This is a genomic window from Pseudomonas paraeruginosa PA7, assembly GCF_000017205.1.
Classification (GTDB): Bacteria; Pseudomonadota; Gammaproteobacteria; order Pseudomonadales; family Pseudomonadaceae; genus Pseudomonas; species Pseudomonas paraeruginosa.
On the sequence record NC_009656.1, the window covers coordinates 3,987,500 to 4,008,565 of the forward strand.

The following is a 21,066-nucleotide window of genomic DNA, read 5'->3' on the forward strand; positions in this document are numbered from 1 at the left end:
AGCCGAGATAGGCGCCTCCCCGCCACTACCCCCGGTTTCCGCCCCGCGCCCGCTGCCGCCGGCGCAATCGCAGGGCAGCGCCCAGGCCGACGCCGAGATGACCCTGAAGCTGGTGCAGACCCTGGCCGGCCTGCTGGGCGAAGGCGATTCGGGCAAGGCCGAGGTGCTGGCGGTCAAGGAAGGCCTGGCGAACAATTTCCAGGCCCTGCTCAAGCTCACCCTGGCGAACAGCGGGCAGAGCCTGGTGGAAGTGCAGAGCAACCGGCCGCTGGTGCCGGGCAACCTGCTCAACGTCAGCGCCACCAGCAATGCCAGCGTGGTCGCCACCCTGCTCGACAGCATGGCCGGCGCCGGCCCGCTGACCAGCCTCGATCTGGAGCAACTGCCGCCCGGCACCCTGCTCCAGGGCAAGGTCCTGTCCAGTACCGCGCTGCCGCCTGACAAGGCCCAGCAGGTGGTCTACCGGGTCCTGCTGAACCTGCTCAACACCCCGCTCGCCGGCAGCAAGCTGAGCCTCGACTCGCCCCAGGCGCTACCGGTCGGCAGCCTGCTCACGGCGCTGGTGCGGAACAGCCAGCAGATCGACTTCCTGCCACTCAGCGGACGCCTCGACCAACTCGCGCTGGGCCAGCAACTGGCCGGGCAGAATGTCCGCCAGGCTTCCCTGGAAGGCCTGTTCGCCGGCCTGCATGGACTGGCCGGTCGCAACGATTTGCCGGACAATCTGCGCCAGGCCGTGGAGCGCCTCTTCGCCGGCCTGCCGGACGCGCAGAAAATGGGCGACGCCAAGCTGCTCGGCCAGGCCCTGCAGCAGAGCGGACTGTTCCTCGAGGCGCGCCTGATGCAGGGCGCCACCGACCATCTCGGCCAGGACCTGAAGGCCAACCTGCTGCGCCTGTTCGCCCAGCTCGCGCCGCTGCCGCAGGCCGCCGCACAGGCGCCGGGCATGTTCGCCGGCAACACGCCGAACCTGGCCCAGGCGCTGCCGGCCTTCGTCCGCAACGCCCTGGGCAACCTGGGACAAAGCGCCAACAAGACCCAGGCGCTGAACTTTCCCCTGCCGAGCAAGGTTCTCCAGCTATTCGACGAGGACATGGAGCTGGAGTCGCTGCTGCGCCTTGCCGCCGCGGCGATTTCCCGCCTGCAGACCCACCAGCTGTCGAGCCTGGCGCAGACCAGCACACTGCCCGACGGCACCCAGTTGGCCACCTGGCAGATGGAGGTGCCGATGCGCCATCAGCACTCGGTGGTACCGTTGCAGGTGAAGTTCCAGGAAGAACAGCGCAAGACCGGCGAAGAAGCCCGCGAAAGCCTCTGGCGCGTCGAACTGGCCTTCGACCTGGAGCCGCTGGGACCGCTGCACGCCCAGGCCACCCTGCTGCGCGGCAGCCTGTCCAGCCAGCTGTGGGCCGAGCGCGACGCGACCGCCCGGCTGGTCGAGCATGAACTCGGCCATCTGCGCCAGCGCCTGCGCGATGCCGGCCTGACCGTTGGCGAGATCACCTGCCAGCGCGGCCGCCCACCCCAGGGGCCGCGGGCGACCATCGAACAACGCTGGGTAGACGAAACCGCATGAGCAGAAAACAGCCGCCCGCCCCGCGCCAGGCCATCGCCCTGAGCTACGACGGCCAGGCCGCGCCGACCCTTTCCGCCAAGGGCGACGCCGAACTGGCCGAGGCGATCCTGGCCATCGCCCGCGACTACGAGGTGCCGATCTACGAGAACGCCGAACTGGTCCGCCTGCTCGCCCGCCTGGAGCTCGGCGACGCCATTCCGGAAGCGCTGTATCGCACCATCGCCGAGATCATCGCGTTCGCCTGGCACCTCAAGGGCAAGTGCCCGACGGAACCCGCCCCATCCGCCACGACGCAGTCCATGCCGTTGCTGCTGGCAGGTCCGGACGACTGAACGAAGCCCGCTACAGGTCGGAGCCGAAACGCCGGAACCAGACATCACGGGAGCTGTCCCAGCACAACCCGTCCACACTTCGCAGGCCTTCCCATGCGCTCGCCAAGAATCCTCTCCACCGCCGCCCTGCTGCTTATCAGCCATGCCCAGGCCAGCCCGGCCATTCTCGGCGACGGGGAAAAGGATGCGGTCATCGATCGGCACCGCCTGACCCCGGAATTCCGCGTCAATCGGCAAGCCAAGGTACGCCATCACGAGGGGGCTATCGACCGGGTAGTCCTGATTCGGGATGGGAACCGCTTCACCTACCGAAGCTACCTTCGCGACGACCAGAACGAGCCTGCCACCTTCTGGATCCTGGAGTTCGACGCACGCAGCGGGAAACGCCTGAGCGAGCGCCAGACCGATGAGGACGACTATTGGCGCAGGCGCGACGCCGACTCGCGACAGGCGGACAGCGGCGAGAAGAGCCGCTAGACGTCAAGACTGAAACCTTCGACGGGCAGCCCGAGACTCAGGCGAACCCGCCATTGACCCTCAACACCTGGGAATTGACCCAGGCGCCATCCGGCCCGGCCAGGAACGACACCGCCGCGGCGATCTCGTCCGGTTCGCCGAGGCGCTCCAGTGGCGCCAGCCGGGCGATCTGGTCGATCTGCTCGGCGCTCTTGCCGTCGAAGAACAGCTCGGTGGCCACCGGGCCGGGCGCCACCGCGTTCACCCTGATGTCCTGGCCACGCAACTCGTTGGCCAGCACGTGCACCAGACCCTCGACGGCGGACTTGGAAGCGATGTACGGACCGTAGCTGGGCAGAGCCCGGGCGATCACGCTGGTGGACAGGGCGATGATCCGCCCGCCGCGCTCGACATGCCGGGCAGCCAGCCCGAGGACGATGAAGGCGCCGCGCAGGTTGGTGCGGATCACCCGGTCGAAGCCCTCCAGGTCGCCATCGGCGATCTTCAGGTAGGGCATCACGCCGGCGCTGTTGACCACCACGTCGATGCGGCCGAAGGCGCCCCTGGTGGCTTCGAACAGCTTGTCCATGTCCTCCGGGCTGGCCACGTCGCCCTGCACGGCGATGGCCGCGCCGCCGGCGGCGACGATTTCGGCCACGACCTCGTCGGCCTTGGCCTGGTTACCGGCATAGTTGACCGCGACCGCGAAGCCGTCGGCGGCCAGCCGCCGGGCGATGGCGCGACCGATGCCGCGGGAGGCGCCGGTGACGACGGCGGCTTGGATGATGTCAGGCATGGCGGGACTCTCCTGGAATGCACGCGGCGACGGCCACGAATCGTTGGCAACAGTCTAGAAGCAGGTCCAGGCCGGATAAACCGCATCGTTGCGCCATGACCATCCAGGAACCACGAACAATATCGCCATCAGCCAGCGTCGCGCTTGCGCCCGATCCAGGCGTACTGCTGGTATTTCTCCTCGCCCAGGCGCTGGCGTCGACGGTGGCTGGCGAAGGTATCCCCGGAGCAGTAGGTGCAGAAGGTGCTGGCCTCGATCTGTGCCGGATCGACGCCAGCGGCCCGGAACAACTGGCGACAGAACATCGCCAGGTCGAACCAGGCGCCCCGCCCCGCCTGTCTTGGCTCGGGCGGGTCGAACCAGGGCGCCCTTTCGGGGAGCGGGCGAGAATGGCTCCAGGGCCGCTGCGCGTCGATCCAGAGTCCGCCGTGACGCACCTGCAACGCCTCGGTGAAGTCGGAACCCACCTCGTAGCAGCAGGCCCTGATACCGGGACCGATGGCGACCCGGAGGTCCGCGCTGGCCACACCCCGGGCGTTGAAGCGGGCCACCGCCGCGCCGACGATGCCGGCGACCAGGCCTTGCCAGCCACCATGCAGGGCCGCGACCAGGCGCCCATCGGCGCTGCTCATGAGGATCGGCAGGCAGTCCGCGGTCACCACCGCGACCGCCAGCGGTCCCTCGCTGAACACGCCATCGGCGGCATGCTGTCCCGACTCCTCCAGCGAACGCGCCTCGACGATGCCGGCGCCATGCACCTGCCGGCACAGGAACACCCGCTCGGAAAGCGCCTCGCCCGCCGGCAGGAAGGCATGGTCGACGGTGTCGATCGACTTGAGGATCCCGGCCTGGACGGACATGCGACGCCTCGCTGCGGAAGGTTGGGTCTCGACCATAGCGCAAAGAGCGTCACCTTCCCACCTACAGCGCTCACGCGATGCCGCGCAGGTCCAGGCCACTGCGGTCGCGGGCCATCAGCGCCGCCAGCGCGGCATGGCCCAGGGGCCGGTCGGACAGGGAGCGGATGCTCAGGTTGTGCCCGGTGGACCACTCGAACAGCAGGCGCTTCTCCCGGCAGTCGAGTTCCCCCACCAGCAGGAAGCGTTCGACCTTGCCACTGCGCCCAAGCATCGCCAGGGTGCTCTTGCAGGCCGGGTCGAGACGGAAACCGTCATGGAGAAAGTAGTCGTATGGAAAACCCTGATCCAGCGAGCGGCGCAGCTCCTGCTGGTCCAGGCACAGGCTCAGGTGGAAATAGCCGCAGCAGTTGAACAGCGCTCCGTACCTGAGCAGACGGCCGGGGTTGGCGCACAGCACCATGGCGCGCCGGGGTATTGCAGGCATCCGTGTGGCCTCCTGGAAACGTGCTCATTGACCGGCATCGATTCTAGGAAGCGGGTGGCGCACAATTAATAGGATTTTTCCTCTAAATGCCTACCTGTGATCCGAAGCTGCCCCTGCCAGTTCCTGCAGGAGCCGCTCGAGGTGCCGCCGCAGCGCCTCGCGCAGCTCCACCGGCTGCCTGATCTCGAACCCGAAGGGCAGGCCGAACAGGCGGCGGGCGAACCAGTCCAGGTCGTCGGTGCGGGCGCGCAACAACGTGGCGCCGCCCTCCTCCTCCGAAAGCAGGCCGAGCGGCTCGCCGAACGCCGTTATGACCCGCTCCGGATCGGCCCGCAGGATGATTTCCAGCGGATAGGCACGTGGCACCCGGGCGAGGCTTTCCCGCAGATGGCGAAGGGTATCGAAGTCCGCCGGACGCTCGAAGCGCTCCGCCAGCAAACGCAGGCGGTCCAGCCGGTCGAGGCGGAACGAGCGCAGCTCCTGGCGCAGATGGCAGAAACCGCTCACGTACCAGCAACCATTGCGATAGGCCAGGCCATAGGGATCGAGCTGGCGGAAAGTCGCGCCAGCCTGCGGTCCCTGGTAACGGAACTCGACCCGCGAGCGGGTCTGGGCAGCCTCGGCCAGGGTTGCCAGCGCCGACACGCTGGCGACCCCGCGGCTGCGGGCGATGTCCAGGCTGGCCGTTTCGCTGAGCGCGCCCAGGCGCCGTCGCAAGGCGTCGGGCATCACCCGGCGCAGCTTGGCCTGGGCGCTTTCCAGGGCGAGTTCGCTCTCCCCCAGGCCGAGGCCGCGCACCGCCAGCAAGCCGAGGGAGACGGCCAGGGTTTCTTCGGCGCTGAACATCAACGGTGGCAGCTTGAAACCCGCCACCAGCCGGTAGCCGCCATGGCGTCCGCGCTCGCTGGCGATCGGGATGCCCAGTTCTTCCAGGGCGACGATGTAGCGCCGCAGAGTCCGGCCATCCACCTCCAGGCGCCGGGCCAGCTCGCTGCCACTGAGCTGGCCATGGCTCTGCAGCAGTTCGAGCAGGGCGAGCACGCGCACGGTGGGCCTGGACATTTTTTTCTTCCGTCGAATAAATCAGGACCGAATATAGCCTATATAGCCCCTACCCTGTGTTCAGGACGGTCGCGATACGCGCCGTGCGTTACCTGAACGGAGATGGAAAATGGAACCTGTACTGTTTTATGGCGTACCCCACGGCTGCTCCTTTGGTTCGATCGTCGCCCTCGAATGGCTGGGGCGACCCTACCGCCTGTGCCGGATCGAGATGCCGGTGGATGCCGAAGAGCGCACCTACGTGCGCCTGAACCCGGCGCGACAGACACCGACGCTGCTGCTGGAGGACGGCCGCGTGCTCAACGAGAGCCTGGCGATTCTCCAGCACCTGGCGGCGCGCGACCTGTGCAGGAAGCTGGGCTATCCGCAGGGCAGCGCCGAGTTCGACGAGTTGAACTTCGTCCTCGCCCTGCTGCATACCGAATGCCATTCGGCCTGGGGCGCGCTGTTCTACCTCGCCGGCGCCGGGCAGACCGCCCAGGCCGGCGCGCTGGCTCACGCCGCGCGGGCCTACGGGCGGATCGAAAGCCTGCTCGGCGAACGCAAGTGGCTGGCCGGCGAAGGACCGAGCGTCGCCGACGCCTACCTGGCCGGTACCGCGCGCTGGGGCCGGGAACTGGGCTACTTCGACCTGGCAAGCGACTTCCCGCGGCTGCACCGGCACCTGGAGAAACTGGAGCAGGACCCCGCCGTACGCTTCGCCCATGCCATCGAGGACGGGCTGCCTGCGCAAAGCAGCGGGGAGTTCAGGGGTGAGGTGGCACTGGAAGACGTGGCGAGCCGGCTGCTCGCCTGAAACGGCGCGATGAAGGCCGGATGGCCTTCACTTGTCCCTGGCTTCGTGCAGGCGCGCCACCAGTTCGGCTTCGGCCTGCGAGAGACCGCAGGCCTGGGTCAGGTCCTCGGCGCTGGCGCCTAGCCCGACCAGGCGCGCGGCCTGGCTGAACGACAGCGTGGTGGGATCGCGCTGCTCCAGGCGGGCGACCCGGTCGGGCAGCGGCGCCAGCTGCTTGCCCAGGTCCTGCAAGGCCTCGCCCATGCGGATGTTGACCTGCTGGTAGGACTCGATGCGCTTGCTCAACTCCTTGAGACGCCTGTCGCGGGCGACGCCCTGTTCCGCCTGCTGCGCCAGCAGGGCTTCCAGCCGGCGCAGCTCGCGGCGCAACCATAGGCACGCCGTCGCCAGGCCGAGGCAGGCGACGGCCGCCAGTGCCAGCGCGACGATCTCCATCTCAGCGAGCCCTCGTAGCGATCGGACGCATCAGATGCTGCCCAGCTCCGACCACTCTTCCTCGGTCATCATCTTGTCCAGCTCGACCAGGATCAGCAGTTCGCCGTTCTTGTTGCAGACGCCCTGGATGAACTTGGCCGACTCCTCGTTGCCGACGTTCGGCGCGGTCTCGATCTCCGACTGCTTCAGGTAGACCACCTCGGCGACGCTGTCGACCAGGATGCCGACCACCTGCTTGTCCGCCTCGATGATCACGATCCGGGTGTTGTCGCTGATCGGCGCCGGGTCCAGGCCGAAGCGCTGGCGGGTGTCGATCACCGTGACCACGTTGCCGCGCAGGTTGATGATACCCAGCACGTAGCTCGGCGCCCCCGGCACCGGGGCGATTTCGGTGTAGCGCAGCACTTCCTGGACCTGCATCACGTTGATGCCGTAGCTCTCGTTGTCCAGGCGGAAGGTGACCCACTGCAGGATCGGATCTTCGGCACTTTGCGCGGTGGCTTTGCTCATTCCCCTAACCTCTCGAAACCCGCCGCAACCGGCGGAAACTGTCTATCAACGGTCGCCATGCAGGCGCTTGACGGCGCCGCTGGCGATCAGCTCGGCGAGCGCCGCCACGTCCAGCAGCGCGCACATGTGTTCGATGACCGTACCGGCCAGCCAGGGTCTCTGGCTGCGCTGGCTGCGCCATTTCACCTCGGCCGGGTCGAGGCGGATCGAGCGGCTCACCTGGTGCACCGCCAGACCCCATTCGTAGCCCTGGACCGAGATAACGTACTTGAGGCCGTCGCGATAATCGTCGCGGTAGCGTTCGGGCATCACCCAGCGCGCGGTGTCCAGCACCTTCAGGTTACCCGCCTGCGACGGCAGGATGCCGAGGAACCAGTCGGGCTGGCCGAACAGCGGGGTCAGCTCCTGGTTCTCCAGCGGATAGATCGAACCCAGGCACACCAGCGGCACCGCCAGGGTCAGCCCGGCAACGTCGAACAGCAGGCACTCGAAGGGTTCCGCCGCCCAGGCCGGACGGCCGTCGTCGAGCAACGGCAGATCGAGCAACGGCGTTTCGCCCATGCTCGCCGGGGCGTTCGGCACGCGCAGCTCGATGATTTCGTGGTTGCCGGTCTCGACCGGCAGCCCGTCTGCCGGGGCCGGCACCTCGCGCAGCGCTACCGGTGGCGCCAGGCGCGCATCGCGGACCTGCTCCTCGAGCACCGCGGCCTCGAATTCGTCGAAATGCTCATCGATCGCCGCTGTCACCGTCTGGTCCGCCGGGATCGGCGCCTCGACCGGGACGACCGGAACGGCAAGCGGCGTCACCGGTGCCGGCGCGAGCGCGAGCGGCGCCTCGACGGGCGTTTCCAGTTCTTCGAAAGTGGCCTCCTGGAGCAGCGCGTCCAGGTAGGACTGCAAGGCCAGTTGCGAACGGGTGGCGGTAGCGGCGCTCATGTGGGTATTCCGCGACAAGGGTCTACAACGGTTATCGGCCGCACCCCGGTGCGGCTTGAATGCGCCTGTCGGCGCGCTCGCCGGCGCGTCATCAGGCCACCCGGGTGGCCGGCTGCTGCGCCAGCAGGTGCTTGAGCAGGGCGCGATAGGCGATCACCCCGCGGCTCTTGCCGTCATGCTGCGATGGCGTGACACCCGCCCGGCTGGCATCGCGCAGGCGGGTATCGATGGGAATGAATGCCTGCCACAGGTTGTCCGGGTAGTTCTCGTTGAGTATCCGCAGGGTGCTCAGGGATGCCTGCGTCCGTCGGTCGAACAGGGTCGGCACGATGGTATAGGGCAACGCCTGCTTGCGCGACCGGTTGATCATCGCCAGGGTGTTGACCATCCGCTCCAGCCCCTTCACCGCGAGGAACTCTGTCTGCACCGGGATCACCAGGTGCTGGCTGGCGGCCAGCGCGTTGACCATCAGCACGCCGAGCAGCGGCGGGCTGTCGATGATCGCGTGGTCGAAGTCCTGCCAGAGCTGCGCCAGGCTCTTCGAGACCACCAGGCCGAGGCCGCTCTTGCCCGGCGACTGGCGTTCCAGGGTCGCCAGCGCGGTGCTCGAGGGCAGCAGCGAGATGCGTTCGCTGCTGGTGCTGCGCAGCAGCGAGGCCGGCAGCCCCTCGGGAACGTTGCCCTGGTGCAGGAACAGGTCGAAGGCGCTGTGCTCGAGGGTGTCCGGGTCATAGCCGAAATAGCTGGTCATCGAGCCATGGGGGTCCAGGTCGACCACGACCACGCGCTTGCCGGCATCCGCCAGCAGGCCGGCCAGGGCGATGGACGAGGTGGTCTTGCCGACCCCTCCTTTCTGATTGGCGACTGCCCAGACTTTCATTGCTCTACTCTTCCTGGCATGGGACTACCCGGTTGGGGCCGCGCTACTGGCCGGTTCGGCCCCGGCGCCCGGACGGAAACCACGTTTCGCCCACTCATGGCGAAGGCGACGGGGAATTGACGGTTGCCGGCGCGGGCGCCGGCGTACCGCCAGTATTTGCAGCTTGCGTGCCAGCCGCCGAACCCGCGTGGCGCAACGCCGAATCCGGCTGCGCCTTGCCGCTGCCGACACCGCTGACGCTGCGCCGCACCTCCAGGTTGCGCGAGATCACCAGCACCACCCGGCGGTTCTTCGCCCGTCCAGCGGCGCTGGCGTTATCCGCCACCGGCTGGAATTCACCATAGCCCACCGCGGCCATTCGCGACGGTTCGACGCCATCGTTGCCGAGCAGGCGGACGATGCTCGCCGCCCGCGCCGCCGAAAGCTCCCAGTTGGTGGGATAGCGCTGGCTGTGGATCGGTACATCGTCGGTAAAGCCCTCGACATGGATGGGGTTCTTGTAGGGCGCCAGGATCTTGGCGACCTTCTCGACGATACCGAACGCCGCATCGTTGGGCAGTGCGTCGCCGCTGGGGAACAGCAGGCTGGAGTTGAGGGTGATCTCGATCCACAGTTCGTTGCCGCGCACGCTCAACTGGTCGGAGGCGATCAGGTCGCCGAAGGCGCCGCGCACGCTGTCGGCGATCTGCTGCAGCGAATCGGCGCTGGCCGCGTTGTCGCTGGGCTGCTCCTCGACGCTGGTACGTTCCGGTTCGGTGGTGCGCGGGCGTTCCTCGCCGATGGGGATCGGCTTCAGCGAGCGATCGGGCTGGTTGAACACCCCGGTGAGGGTTTCCGAGAGGATCTTGTATTTGCCCTCGTTGATCGAGGAAATCGAGTACATCACCACGAAGAAGGCGAACAGCAGGGTGATGAAGTCGGCATAGGAAACCAGCCAGCGTTCGTGGTTCTCGTGTTCTTCCTGGTGGCGACGGCGACGCGGCATGATCGGCTCCGCTCAGTCCATGAAGCCTTGCAGCTTCAGCTCGATGGAGCGCGGGTTCTCGCCCTCGGCGATGGACAGCAGGCCCTCCAGGAGCATTTCGCGGTAGCGCGACTGGCGCAGGACCAGGGTCTTCAGCTTGTTGCCGATCGGCAACAGCAGCAGGTTGGCGAAGCCGACGCCATAGATGGTGGCGACGAAGGCCACGGCGATGCCGCTACCCAGTTGCGCCGGGTTGGCCAGGTTGCCCATCACGTGGATCAGGCCCATCACCGCGCCGATGATGCCGATGGTCGGCGCATAGCCGCCCATGCTCTCGAACACCTTGGCGGCCTGCAGGTCGCGGCCCTCCTGGGTGAACAGATCGACTTCGAGGATGCTGCGGATGACCTCCGGCTCGGCGCCGTCCACCAGCAATTGCAGGCCCTTGCGCGCGTAGGGATCGGCCTCGGCATCGGCGATGCTTTCCAGGCCCAGCAGGCCTTCCTTGCGCGCGGTCATGCTCCAGGCGACGATCCGGTCGATGCCGCCGGCGAGATCCTCGCGCGGCGGGAAGAACACCCAGCCGAGCATGCCCAGGCCGCGCTTGAGCACGTTCACCGGGGTCTGCAGCAACGCCGCGGCAAGGGTGCCGCCGATCACGATCAGCGCCGCCGGCCCGTTCAGCAGGGCGCCGGCATGGCCACCCTCGAGGAAGTTGCCGCCGACGATGGCGACGAACGCCAGGATGATCCCGACCAGGCTGAGCACATCCATCAGCGCGCCCCTCCGGGCTGGCGGAAGCGTTCGCTGTTCGGCATGCGGCTGGCCATCGACGGCATTCTCTTCATTCCCCTATCCACGCCTTACTGGCACGCCTCGACCAGGTGCCGGCCGATGTCATCGAGGCTGTACACCGCGTCGGCCAGGTTGGCCTTGACCACGGCCATCGGCATCCCGTAGATCACGCAGCTGGCCTCGTCCTGCGCCCACACCTGGCTGCCGCCCTGCTTGAGCAGGCGCGCACCCTCGCGGCCGTCGGCGCCCATGCCGGTGAGGACCACCGCCAGCACCTTGTCGTTGTAGGCCTTGGCCGCCGAACCGAAGGTCACGTCGACACAGGGCTTGTAGTTCAGGCGCTCGTCGCCGGGCAGGATGCGCACCGTGCCGCGACCGTCGATCATCATCTGCTTGCCGCCCGGCGCCAGCAGGGCCAGGCCGGGGCGCAGGACATCGCCGTCCTCGGCCTCCTTGACGTTGATCCGGCAGAGCTTGTCGAGGCGCTCGGCGAAGGCCCTGGTGAAGGCCGCCGGCATGTGCTGGACCAGCACCAGCGGCGCCGGGAAATTGGCCGGCAACTGGGTCAGCACGCGCTGCAGGGCGACCGGCCCGCCGGTGGAAGTGCCGATCGCCACCAGGCGGTAGGCCTTGCGCTTCGGCGCGGCGGAGCCCGCCGATGCGGCTGCCGGTGCCGAGCCCGCGGTCCGGGCGCTCGTCCCGAGGCCGGCGGAGGCGCTCGGCGCATGGCTGGCCGCCGGGCTCGACGGCAACGGCGGCAGGCTGATCGAGCGGCGGTTGCTGCGGGCGATGGTCAGGACCTTCTCGCAGAGCAACTGGCGAACCTTGTCGGGGTTGCGCGAGATGTCCTCGAAATTCTTCGGCAGGTAGTCCACCGCCCCGGCGTCCAGCGCGTCCAGCGTCACCCGCGCGCCCTCGTGGGTCAGCGAGGAGAACATCAGGACCGGGGTCGGGCAGCGCTGCATGATGTTGCGCACCGCGGTGATGCCGTCCATCAGCGGCATCTCGTAATCCATGGTGATCACATCGGGTTTCAGGGCCAGCGCCTGCTCGATGGCCTCGCGGCCATTGGTGGCGGTGCCGACCACCTGGATCTGCCCATCGGCCGAGAGAATCTCCGAGACACGGCGGCGGAAGAACCCCGAATCGTCCACCACCAGGACTTTGACTGCCATAGCTACTCCTCAGAAGGCGACGCTCCCGCGTCGCCGGAAACCCATACGCGGCGTCAGATGCGCCGTGCGTAACGCTTGAGCATGCTCGGCACATCGAGGATCAGCGCGATGCGCCCGTCCCCGGTGATCGTGGCGCCCGCCATGCCGGGGGTGCCCTGCAACATCTTGCCGAGTGGCTTGATCACCACTTCTTCTTGTCCTACCAACTGGTCGACGACGAACCCGATACGCTGGGTGCCGACCGACAGGATCACCACATGTCCCTCGCCCTGCTCCTCGTGGGCCGCGCTCGGCACCAACCAGCGCTTGAGGTAGAACAGCGGCAGCGCCTTGTCGCGGACGATCACCACTTCCTGGCCATCCACCACGTTGGTGCGCGACAGGTCGAGATGGAAGATCTCGTTGACGTTGACCAGCGGGAAGGCGAACGCCTGGCTGCCCAGCATCACCATAAGGGTAGGCATGATCGCCAAGGTCAGCGGCACCTTGATGACGATCTTCGAGCCGGATCCCTTTTGCGAGAACACGTTGACCGTGCCGTTGAGCTGGGAAATCTTGGTCTTCACCACGTCCATGCCGACGCCGCGGCCGGACACGTCGGAAATCTCGGTCTTGGTCGAGAAACCCGGGGCGAAGATCAGGTTGTAGCATTCCAGGTCGGTCAGGCGGTCCGCCGCATCGCGCTCCAGCAGGCCCTTCTCCACCGCCTTGTTGCGCAGCACCTCGGCGTCCATGCCCTTGCCGTCGTCGGTGATCATCAGCAGGATGTGATCGCCCTCCTGCTCCGCCGACAGCACCACCTGGCCGACCCGCGGCTTGCCGGCGGCCTCGCGCTCCTCCGGGCTCTCGATGCCGTGGTCGACGGCGTTGCGCACCAGGTGCACCAGCGGGTCGGCCAGGGCCTCGACCAGGTTCTTGTCGAGGTCGGTCTCCTCGCCCACCAGTTCCAGATTGATCTCTTTCTTCATGTTCCGCGCCAGGTCGCGGACCAGGCGCGGGAAGCGGCCGAAGACCTTCTTGATCGGCTGCATGCGGGTCTTCATCACCGACATCTGCAGGTCGCCGGTGACCACGTCGAGGTTGGCCACGGCCTTGGCCATGGCTTCGTCGCCGCTGTTCAGGCCCAGGCGTACCAGGCGATTGCGCACCAGCACCAGCTCGCCGACCATGTTCATGATCTCGTCGAGGCGCGCGGTATCCACGCGCACGGTGGTCTCCGCTTCGCTGGCCGCCGGCCGCTCGCTCGCCGCCGGCCTGGGCGCGGCGGCCTTGGCGGGCGTCGCCGGTTTCGCCGCGGGACTCTTCGCCGCGATGTTCTTGGCTACCGCGGCGGCGGCCGCGACGGCTTCGGAAGCGCCATTGAACTTGCCCTTGCCGTGCAGCTCGTCGAGCAGCGCCTCGAATTCGTCTTCGCTGATATCCTCGCCAGTCGCGGCGGCCGGCGCCGTGCCCGCCCCTACCGTCTCGGCGGGAGCGCTGGCGGGGGGTGTCGCGACGGGCCCAGCCGCAGCCTCCGGTGCCTCGCCGAACTTGCCCTTGCCATGCAGTTCGTCGAGCAGCGCTTCGAACTCATCGTCGCTGATGTCATCGCCGCCAGCCGCGGCGGCTGCCACGGGCTCCGCCGGGGCCTGCTCCGGCGCGGCGGATGCCGCCGGCGGAACGAACTTGCCCTTGCCATGCAACTGGTCGAGCAGTGCCTCGAACTCGGCGTCGCTGATCTCGTCGCCGCCCGGCGCCTCGACGGCTGCTTCGGCGGGCGCCGCCTGCACCTCGCCACCCTGGAGGGCGTCGAGCAACTGTTCGAACTCGTCGTCGGTGATATCGCTGGAGCCGGCCTGCGCACTTGCCGGCGCCGGTTCGGGTTCGGGCTCCGGTTCCGCGACAGCCGGCGCTTGCGCGGGCGCAGCGCCCTCAGGTTCGGCCAGGCGCGCCAGCGCCGCCAGCAGCTCGGGGGTGGCGGGAGTCGGCTCGGACTGCTCGCGCACCTGGTCGAACATCGCGTTGACCGTGTCCAGCGCCTGCAGCACCACGTCCATCAGTTCGGAGCTGACGCGCCGCTCGCCCTTGCGCAGGATGTCGAAGACGTTTTCCGCGATGTGGCAGCATTCCACCAGCGCGTTCAGCTGGAGGAAGCCGGCACCGCCCTTGACCGTATGGAACCCGCGGAAAATGGCATTGAGCAGGTCCATGTCGTCCGGCCGGCTCTCCAGCTCGACCAGTTGTTCGGACAATTGCTCGAGAATCTCGCCGGCCTCAACCAGGAAGTCCTGGAGGATTTCTTCATCGGCGTCGAAGCTCATTCGGCTGCTCCCAGAGACGTGTTACTCGAAAGGGTCGGCAAGACCGCGGTCCTGCCGGAAATACCGGTCCGCGCCTTGCGGACCGACCTTCGTCCGCGCCGGGATCACCGGCATGACGAAGGCTGTGCCGGCGTCCCGTCGACGCCAGCGTTCAATGCATACTTAACGGCAGCTACGCCGCAGTCTTGAGCCGGGCGGGTCAGAAACCCAGGCTGGACAGCAGATCGTCCACGTCGTCCTGCCCGGACACCACGTCTTCGCGCTTGCTCGCGGCGACCTGCGGCCCTTCGCCCTTGGCCGAGCGCTCCAGCGCGGCCTGGTGGCGCATGCTCACGTGGTCGTGCTCGATGCCGGCGTAGCGGTCCACCTGCCCGGCCATCCAGACCAGCTTCACCAGGTTGCTCTCGACCTCGGTGACCAGCTTGGTGACGCGCTTGATCACCTGGCCGGTCAGGTCCTGGTAATCCTGAGCCAGCAGGATGTCGTTGAGCTGGGAAGACAACTGCCCGGCGTGCTCGCCGCTGCGCACGAGGAACTGATCGATGCGCTTGGCCAGCTCGCGGAAACCGTCGGCGTCGATTTCCCGGCGCATGAAGCGTTGCCAGTCCTGCTGCAGTGCCCGTGCATCGTCACCCATCTGGTTGACCAGCGGGGCGCTCTGCTCCACCAGGTCCATGGTCCGGTTGGCGGCCTTCTCGGTCATCTCCACCACGTAGGAAAGACGATCGGTGGCGTCGGCGATCTGCGACATTTCCTGCGCGTGCGGGGAATGCGGGTCGATCTGGAAATCGACGATGGCGTTGTGCAGTTCGCGGGTCAGCTTGCCCACTTCCTGGTACAGACCGCGGTCCCTGGCCTGGCTGAGCTCCTGGATCAGTTGCACCGCCTGCTGGAAATGTCCCCGTTCGAGGCAGTCCACCAGTTCGCGCGCGTGTTTTTTCAGGGTCGATTCGAATTCATCGCCCGTGGAATCGTTACCAAGCACCATGACACCCTCTTGGCCGGCTTCAGCCGTTGACCCGCTCGAAAATCTTCTCGATCTTTTCCTTCAGGACCTGGGCGGTGAAGGGTTTGACCACATAGCCGTTGACCCCGGCCTGGGCCGCTTCGATGATCTGGTCGCGCTTGGCCTCGGCGGTGACCATGAGTACCGGCAGGTGCTTGAGGCGCTCGTCGGCGCGCACCGCGCGAAGCAGGTCGATGCCGGTCATGCCCGGCATGTTCCAGTCGGTGACGAGGAAATCGAAGTTGCCGCTGTGCAGCATCGGCAGCGCCGTGGTGCCGTCGTCGGCCTCGGCGGTATTGGTGAAGCCCAAGTCCCGCAAGAGGTTCTTGATGATGCGTCTCATCGTGGAAAAGTCGTCCACGATGAGAATTTTCATGTTCTTGTCCAAGTAGACCTCCGTACAGACCAGGACGCGTCCCAGCGGGACGCGCCATACATTCTTTTGCGTTAACGTTTACAAGCCGCGGTCGAGGCCGCTTCAGGCCGACCGCCAATCCGCCAGGCGCGCGCGCAACCGCGCGGCGCACTGGCTGTGCAACTGGCTGACCCGCGATTCGCTGACGCCCAGCACCTCGCCGATCTCCTTGAGATTGAGCTCCTCGTCGTAATACAACGCCAGGACCAGGCGCTCGCGTTCCGGCAGCTTGGCGATGGCATCCGCCAGGGCCGCCTGGAAACGTTCGTCGAGCAGGCCGTGGATCGGCTCGTTGTGACTGAGGCTGGTATCTTCGGGCAATCCATGTTCGCCGTCCTGCAACAGGTCGTCGAAGCTGTACAGGCGGCTGCCCTGCGTGTCGCTGAGGATGCCGTAGTAATCTTCGAGGCTCAATTGGAGTTCGGCAGCAACCTCGTGATCTTTAGCGTCGCGGCCGGTTCTCGCCTCGATCGCGCGGATCGCGTCGGTCACCATGCGGGTGTTGCGGTGCACCGAGCGCGGCGCCCAGTCGCCCTTGCGGACCTCGTCGAGCATGGCGCCGCGGATGCGGATGCCGGCATAGGTCTCGAAGCTGGCGCCCTTGCCGGCATCGTATTTCTTCGCGGCCTCGAGCAGGCCGATCATGCCGGCCTGCATGAGGTCCTCCACCTGCACGCTGGCCGGCAGGCGGCCGAGCAGGTGGTAGGCGATGCGCTTGACCAGTGGTGCGTAACGCTGGATCAGTTGCTCCTGGGAGTTCTGCGCTTGCGCCTTGCTGTACATACGCACTCCAGAGGCCGCTGTCATACGGCCGAGCCTGTCGCGGGGTGTTGGACCAGTCGTTCGACGAAGAACTCCAGGTGCCCGCGCGGGTTGGCCGGCAGCGGCCAGCTGTCGACCTTCTGCGCGACCGCCTTGAAGGCCAGGGACGCCTTCGAGCGGGGGAATGCCTCGTATACGGCTCGCTGTTTCTGCACGGCCTTGCGTACCGACTCGTCGTAGGGGATGACACCTACATACTGTAGTGCGACGTCGAGGAAACGGTCCGTGACCTTGGTCAGTTTGGCGAACAGGTTGCGCCCTTCCTGCGGACTGTGGGCCATGTTCGCCAGGACCCGGAAGCGGGTCATGCCGTGGTCGCGGTTGAGCAGCTTGATCAGGGCGTAGGCATCGGTGATCGAGGTCGGCTCGTCGCAGACCACCAGCAGCACCTCCTGCGCCGCGCGGACGAAGCTGACCACCGAATCGCCGATCCCGGCGGCGGTGTCCACCACCAGCACGTCGAGGTTGTCGCTGATATCGCTGAACGCCTGGATCAGGCCGGCGTGCTGCATGGGCGAGAGATGCACCATGCTCTGCGTGCCGGAGGCCGCGGGAACGATACGCACGCCGCCGGGACCGAGCAGGAGGACGTCGCGCAGCTCGCAGCGTCCTTCGATCACGTCGGCGAGGGTGCGCTTGGGCGTAAGCCCCAGCAGGACGTCGACGTTGGCCAGGCCGAGGTCGGCATCCAGCAGCATGACGCGACGACCGAGATCGGCCAGAGCCAGTGCCAGGTTCACCGACACATTGGTCTTGCCGACGCCGCCCTTGCCGCCAGTTACTGCGATCACCTGTACGGGATGCATGCTACCCATCTGCTTCATACCTTGTGTTGTCGTCTTCCCGGGAAACCCTTCCAGGGTCTTCCGGTATTGGCGGGGCCGATGCACCATCGGTCCCGGCCCGGCGGAAGCCACCTTCGCTTCCGTCACCCGCGCCACGCGCGGCACTCACCGATCTCAGCCGACACGCCGCGCCGGTTGCTGATAGAGCCCGGCGAACATCTCGGCCATGGCGTCCTCGCTGGGTTCTTCCGGCGCCTGCAGGCTGACCGCCCGGCTGACCAGCTGGTGGCTGCGCGCCACCTGCAGATCGTCCGGAATCCGCGGCCCGTCCGCCAGATAGGCTACCGGGAGTCGCTGGGCGATAGCCAGCGCCATCGATTCACCGAGGCTGCCCGCCTCGTCCAGCTTAGTCATGATGCAGCCCGCCAGCCCGCAGTGCCGATAGGTCTGGTAGGCCGACCTGAGCACCTGGCTCTGGCTGGTGGTGGCCATCACCAGGTAATTCTTCACGTTCAGGCTCGGCGACGCCAGAGCCTCGAGCTGCATGCGCAGGGCCGGATCGCTGGCCGGCAGGCCGGCGGTGTCGATCAGCAGCATGCGCTTGCGCGCCAGCGGCGCCAGGGCCTGGATCAGCGACTGGCCGGGGTCGACCAGGGTCACCGGCACGTTGAGGATTCGCCCGAGGGTCTTGATCTGCTCCTGGGCGCCGATCCGGTAGCTGTCCATGCTCACCAGCGCCAGACTCTGCGCGCCGTACTTGAGGACGTAGCGCGCGGCCATCTTCGCCAGTGTGGTGGTCTTGCCGGCACCGGCCGGGCCGACCAGGGCCAGCACGCCACCGGCGTCGAGCGGGTCCTGGTCCGGCGTCGGCACGGCGCGCGACAGGTGTGCCAGGAGCATGCGCCAGGCCTGGCGGGTATCGCCCACCGCGGCGACTCGCTCCAGCAGCGGCTTGCTCAGCTCCGCCGGCAGGCCCATGCGTTGCAGGCGGCGCCAAAGATTGGCCTGCTGCGGGCGCTGATGCTGCAACTGGCCCCAGGCGATCGAACCCAGCTGCACCTCGATCAGTTCGCGCAGGCCGTTCAGCTCGAAGCGCATCGCCTCCAGGGTCTGTCCGCCCGCCGCGGCCTTGGCCTGCGGCGCCGCCATGGACTCGGCGAGGGTTGGCCGCGCCGGCTTCTGCTCGGCGAACAATTGACGATCCTTGCGCTGGCTTTCCGCCGGCCGGGCCGTCAGTTCGGCGCGTGCCTCGGCGATCCGCGCCTGGGTCTTGCGCAGTTCCACTTCCAGCGCCGGATTGGGCTTGCTCGGCGCCGGCGGGGCCTGGTAATCCAGCGCCGCGGTCAGTTCGATGCCGCCGGCGACCCGGCGGTTGCCGAGGATCGCGGCATCCGGACCCAGTTCGTCGCGGACCAGTTTCATGGCCTGGCGCATATCGGCGGCAAAGAAGCGTTTGACTTGCATTGCCCGAACCCCTCAGTTCAGTAGTCTTGCCGGCAACCTCTGGTTGCCCGGTGTGCCGGCCCTGGAGCCGGCGCAGCCCTCGTTCAGTTCTGTCCCACCGTCGCGACGATGGTGACCTGCTTGTTGTCCGGGATTTCCTGGTAGGCCAGCACATGCATGCTGGGCACCGCCATTCGCGCGAAGCGCGACATCATCGAACGGATCGGCCCGGCAACCAGCAGGATCGCCGGCTTGCCGAGCATCTCCTGGCGTTGCGCGCTCTCGATCAGCGAGCGTTGCAGCTTCTCGGCCATCCCCGGCTCCAGCAACATGCCGTCCTCGGAGCCTTGCCCGGCCTTCTGCATGCTGTTCAGCAAGATCTGTTCCAACCTCGGCTCGAGCGTGATCACGGGCAGCTCCGGCTCAAGCCCGACAATGCTTTGCACGATGGCGCGGGACAACGCGACGCGTACCGCCGCGACCATCGCGCCGGGATCTTGACTCCGCGGAGCGACGTTGGCGATGGCCTCGGCGATGGTCCGGATGTCGCGCACCGGCACCTGCTCCTGGAGCAGTGCCTGCAGGACCTTGAGCAGGGTGGACAGGGAAATCAGCCCCGGCACCAGCTCCTCCGCCAGCTTCGGCGAACTGCGGGCGAGCAGTTGCAGGAGCTGTTGCACTTCCTCATGACCGAGCAGCTCGTGGGCGTGCTTGTGCAGCACCTGGTTCAGGTGGGTGGCGACCACGGTGCTGGCGTCCACCACGGTGTAGCCCAGCGACTGCGCCTGGTCGCGCTGGCCGGGCTCGATCCATACCGCCTCCAGGCCGAAGGCAGGGTCCTTGCCGGCGATGCCGTTGAGGCTGCCGAACACCTGCCCGGGGTTGATCGCCAGCTCGCGATCCGGATAGATCTCCGCTTCGGCCACGCTGACGCCCATCAGGGTCAGGCGGTAGGCGTTGGGCAGCAGGTCGAGGTTGTCGCGGATATGCACCGAGGGCATCAGGAAGCCCAGCTCCTGGGACAGCTTCTTGCGTACGCCCTTGATCCGCGCCAGCAGTTGCCCGCCCTGGTTGCGGTCGACCAGCGGGATCAGCCGGTAGCCGACCTCCAGGCCGACCATGTCCACCGGGGTGACGTCGTCCCAACCCAGTTCCTTGACCTCCTGGGCGCGCTGCGCCGGCAGCAGCTCCTGCTGGCGCTGGACCTCCTGCTCGGCGGCCTGCCTGGCCTTGTTCTGGCGGTGCCAGATCCAGTACGCGGCGCCGCCGGCCAGGGCGCCGAGACCGATGAAGGAGACATGCGGCATGCCGGGGACGACGCCCATGGCGATCAGGATCGCCGCGGAGATCGCCAGCGCCTTGGGCGAGGCGAACATCTGCCGGTTGACCTGCTGGCCCATGTCCTCGGAGCTGGACACCCGGGTCACCATGATCGCCGCGGCGGTCGACAGCAGCAGCGACGGCAGTTGCGCCACCAGGCCGTCGCCGATGGTCAGCAGGGCGTAGACCTTGCCGGCGTCGCCGAAGGACATCGAGTGCTGGACCATGCCGATGGCGATGCCACCGATCAGGTTGATGAAGAGGATCAGCAGGCCGGCGATGGCGTCGCCGCGGACGAATTTGCTGGCGCCGTCCATCGAACCGTAGAAGTCGGCCTCCTGGGCCACCTCGCTACGGCGCTTCTTGGCTTCCTCCTGCTCGATCAGGCCGGCGTTGAGGTCGGCATCGATGGCCATCTGCTTGCCGGGCATGGCATCCAGGGTGAAACGCGCGCTGACTTCGGAAATCCGCCCGGCGCCCTTGGTCACCACCACGAAGTTGATGATCATCAGGATTGCGAAGACCACCACGCCGACCACGTAGTTGCCGCCGATCACCACCTCGCCGAAGGCCTGGATCACCTTGCCCGCGGCGCCGTGGCCGTCGTGGCCGTGGAGCAGCACCACGCGGGTCGAGGCGACGTTCAGCGCCAGGCGCAGCAGGGTCGCCACCAGCAGGATGGTCGGGAACACGGCGAAGTCCAGCGGCCGCAGGGCGTACACGCAGACCAGCAGGACCACGATGGACAGGGCGATATTGAAGGTGAACAGCACGTCAAGCAGGAACGGCGGGATCGGCAGGGTCATCATCGCCAGCATGGCCAGCAACAGGACCGGCACGCCCAGGCTGCCACGGCCCAGTCCCGCCAGGTTGCTGCGCACATTGCTGATCAGTTGCGTGCGGTCCACTCTCGACTCC

General features: G+C 67.3%; 22 protein-coding genes. 4 read left to right on the forward strand and 18 right to left on the reverse strand.

The window, feature by feature from the left end; all coding sequences use genetic code 11:
• The first annotated feature begins 97 nt into the window (after nt 1-97).
• The 3 genes from fliK to PSPA7_RS18325 all read left to right on the forward strand — a co-directional run bounded on the left by fliK (nt 98) and on the right by PSPA7_RS18325 (nt 2,385).
• Nucleotides 98-1,576, forward strand: coding sequence for a flagellar hook-length control protein FliK (gene fliK / locus PSPA7_RS18315; protein WP_074197359.1), 1,479 nt, complete (start codon nt 98-100; stop codon nt 1,574-1,576).
• Nucleotides 1,573-1,908, forward strand: coding sequence for an EscU/YscU/HrcU family type III secretion system export apparatus switch protein (locus PSPA7_RS18320; RefSeq protein ID WP_012076395.1), 336 nt, complete (start codon nt 1,573-1,575; stop codon nt 1,906-1,908). The genes fliK and PSPA7_RS18320 overlap by 4 nt, the downstream gene beginning before the upstream one ends.
• A gap of 93 nt (nt 1,909-2,001) precedes the next feature.
• A complete protein-coding gene (locus PSPA7_RS18325) occupies nt 2,002-2,385 on the forward strand; it encodes a hypothetical protein (RefSeq protein WP_012076396.1) in 384 nt (127 codons plus the stop codon).
• A gap of 37 nt (nt 2,386-2,422) precedes the next feature.
• Here PSPA7_RS18325 and PSPA7_RS18330 read toward each other — a convergent pair whose 3' ends face one another.
• The 4 genes from PSPA7_RS18330 to PSPA7_RS18345 form a co-directional block, all read right to left on the reverse strand.
• On the reverse strand, nt 2,423-3,160 hold the full coding sequence (locus PSPA7_RS18330) for an SDR family oxidoreductase (RefSeq protein WP_003153728.1): 738 nt from the start codon (nt 3,158-3,160) through the stop codon (nt 2,423-2,425).
• Between the two features lie 128 nt (nt 3,161-3,288).
• Nucleotides 3,289-4,020, reverse strand: a complete 732-nt coding sequence (locus tag PSPA7_RS18335; RefSeq protein ID WP_012076397.1) for a purine nucleoside phosphorylase YfiH/LACC1 family protein — start codon at nt 4,018-4,020, stop codon at nt 3,289-3,291.
• Nucleotides 4,021-4,090: 70 nt separating this feature from the next.
• Nucleotides 4,091-4,504 carry a hypothetical protein gene (locus PSPA7_RS18340; protein ID WP_012076398.1) on the reverse strand — a complete coding sequence of 138 codons (414 nt, stop codon included), beginning with the start codon at nt 4,502-4,504 and terminating at the stop codon, nt 4,091-4,093.
• A gap of 90 nt (nt 4,505-4,594) precedes the next feature.
• On the reverse strand, nt 4,595-5,566 hold the full coding sequence (locus PSPA7_RS18345; protein WP_012076399.1) for a helix-turn-helix transcriptional regulator: 972 nt from the start codon (nt 5,564-5,566) through the stop codon (nt 4,595-4,597).
• 109 nt (nt 5,567-5,675) lie between these two features.
• On the opposite strand from PSPA7_RS18345, the gene PSPA7_RS18350 reads away from it, so the two are divergent.
• Complete coding sequence (locus PSPA7_RS18350) at nt 5,676-6,362, forward strand: glutathione S-transferase family protein (protein WP_012076400.1); 687 nt, start codon at nt 5,676-5,678, stop codon at nt 6,360-6,362.
• A 27-nt stretch (nt 6,363-6,389) separates the two neighbouring features.
• Here the strand turns inward: PSPA7_RS18350 and PSPA7_RS18355 are convergent, their stop codons facing one another.
• The 14 genes from PSPA7_RS18355 to flhA all read right to left on the reverse strand — a co-directional run bounded on the left by PSPA7_RS18355 (nt 6,390) and on the right by flhA (nt 21,056).
• Complete coding sequence (locus PSPA7_RS18355) at nt 6,390-6,797, reverse strand: DUF2802 domain-containing protein (RefSeq protein ID WP_003153724.1); 408 nt, start codon at nt 6,795-6,797, stop codon at nt 6,390-6,392.
• 30 nt (nt 6,798-6,827) lie between these two features.
• Nucleotides 6,828-7,307 (reverse strand): chemotaxis protein CheW, encoded by a 480-nt coding sequence (locus PSPA7_RS18360; protein WP_003153723.1) that lies wholly within the window; start codon nt 7,305-7,307, stop codon nt 6,828-6,830.
• A 45-nt stretch (nt 7,308-7,352) separates the two neighbouring features.
• Nucleotides 7,353-8,243: a CheW domain-containing protein gene (locus PSPA7_RS18365; RefSeq protein ID WP_012076401.1), complete on the reverse strand. Its 891-nt coding sequence runs from the start codon at nt 8,241-8,243 to the stop codon at nt 7,353-7,355.
• Between the two features lie 91 nt (nt 8,244-8,334).
• Complete coding sequence (locus PSPA7_RS18370; protein ID WP_012076402.1) at nt 8,335-9,123, reverse strand: ParA family protein; 789 nt, start codon at nt 9,121-9,123, stop codon at nt 8,335-8,337.
• 94 nt (nt 9,124-9,217) lie between these two features.
• The gene (gene motD, locus PSPA7_RS18375) at nt 9,218-10,108 is read right to left on the reverse strand and encodes a flagellar motor protein MotD (RefSeq protein WP_003153720.1); all 891 of its coding nucleotides are present in this window, start codon (nt 10,106-10,108) and stop codon (nt 9,218-9,220) included.
• Nucleotides 10,109-10,120: 12 nt separating this feature from the next.
• The gene (locus PSPA7_RS18380) at nt 10,121-10,861 is read right to left on the reverse strand and encodes a flagellar motor protein (RefSeq protein ID WP_003153718.1); all 741 of its coding nucleotides are present in this window, start codon (nt 10,859-10,861) and stop codon (nt 10,121-10,123) included.
• An 89-nt stretch (nt 10,862-10,950) separates the two neighbouring features.
• Nucleotides 10,951-12,057, reverse strand: coding sequence for a protein-glutamate methylesterase/protein-glutamine glutaminase (locus PSPA7_RS18385; protein WP_012076403.1), 1,107 nt, complete (start codon nt 12,055-12,057; stop codon nt 10,951-10,953).
• Nucleotides 12,058-12,110: 53 nt separating this feature from the next.
• Entirely contained in the window at nt 12,111-14,357 is a 2,247-nt protein-coding gene (locus tag PSPA7_RS18390) for a chemotaxis protein CheA (protein WP_012076404.1), read from the reverse strand.
• 199 nt (nt 14,358-14,556) lie between these two features.
• Nucleotides 14,557-15,345, reverse strand: a complete 789-nt coding sequence (locus PSPA7_RS18395; protein WP_003155640.1) for a protein phosphatase CheZ — start codon at nt 15,343-15,345, stop codon at nt 14,557-14,559.
• A 19-nt stretch (nt 15,346-15,364) separates the two neighbouring features.
• Complete coding sequence (locus PSPA7_RS18400; RefSeq protein ID WP_003083073.1) at nt 15,365-15,739, reverse strand: chemotaxis response regulator CheY; 375 nt, start codon at nt 15,737-15,739, stop codon at nt 15,365-15,367.
• 102 nt (nt 15,740-15,841) lie between these two features.
• Nucleotides 15,842-16,585, reverse strand: a complete 744-nt coding sequence (fliA, locus tag PSPA7_RS18405) for an RNA polymerase sigma factor FliA (protein ID WP_003083070.1) — start codon at nt 16,583-16,585, stop codon at nt 15,842-15,844.
• Nucleotides 16,582-17,424: a flagellar synthesis regulator FleN gene (gene fleN / locus PSPA7_RS18410; RefSeq protein WP_003083064.1), complete on the reverse strand. Its 843-nt coding sequence runs from the start codon at nt 17,422-17,424 to the stop codon at nt 16,582-16,584. Before fleN ends, fliA begins: the two co-directional genes overlap by 4 nt.
• A 135-nt stretch (nt 17,425-17,559) precedes the next feature.
• Nucleotides 17,560-18,849 (reverse strand): flagellar biosynthesis GTPase FlhF, encoded by a 1,290-nt coding sequence (flhF, locus tag PSPA7_RS18415; protein WP_012076406.1) that lies wholly within the window; start codon nt 18,847-18,849, stop codon nt 17,560-17,562.
• Between the two features lie 83 nt (nt 18,850-18,932).
• Complete coding sequence (gene flhA, locus PSPA7_RS18420) at nt 18,933-21,056, reverse strand: flagellar biosynthesis protein FlhA (RefSeq protein ID WP_003155638.1); 2,124 nt, start codon at nt 21,054-21,056, stop codon at nt 18,933-18,935.
• Between the last annotated feature and the right edge of the window lie 10 nt (nt 21,057-21,066).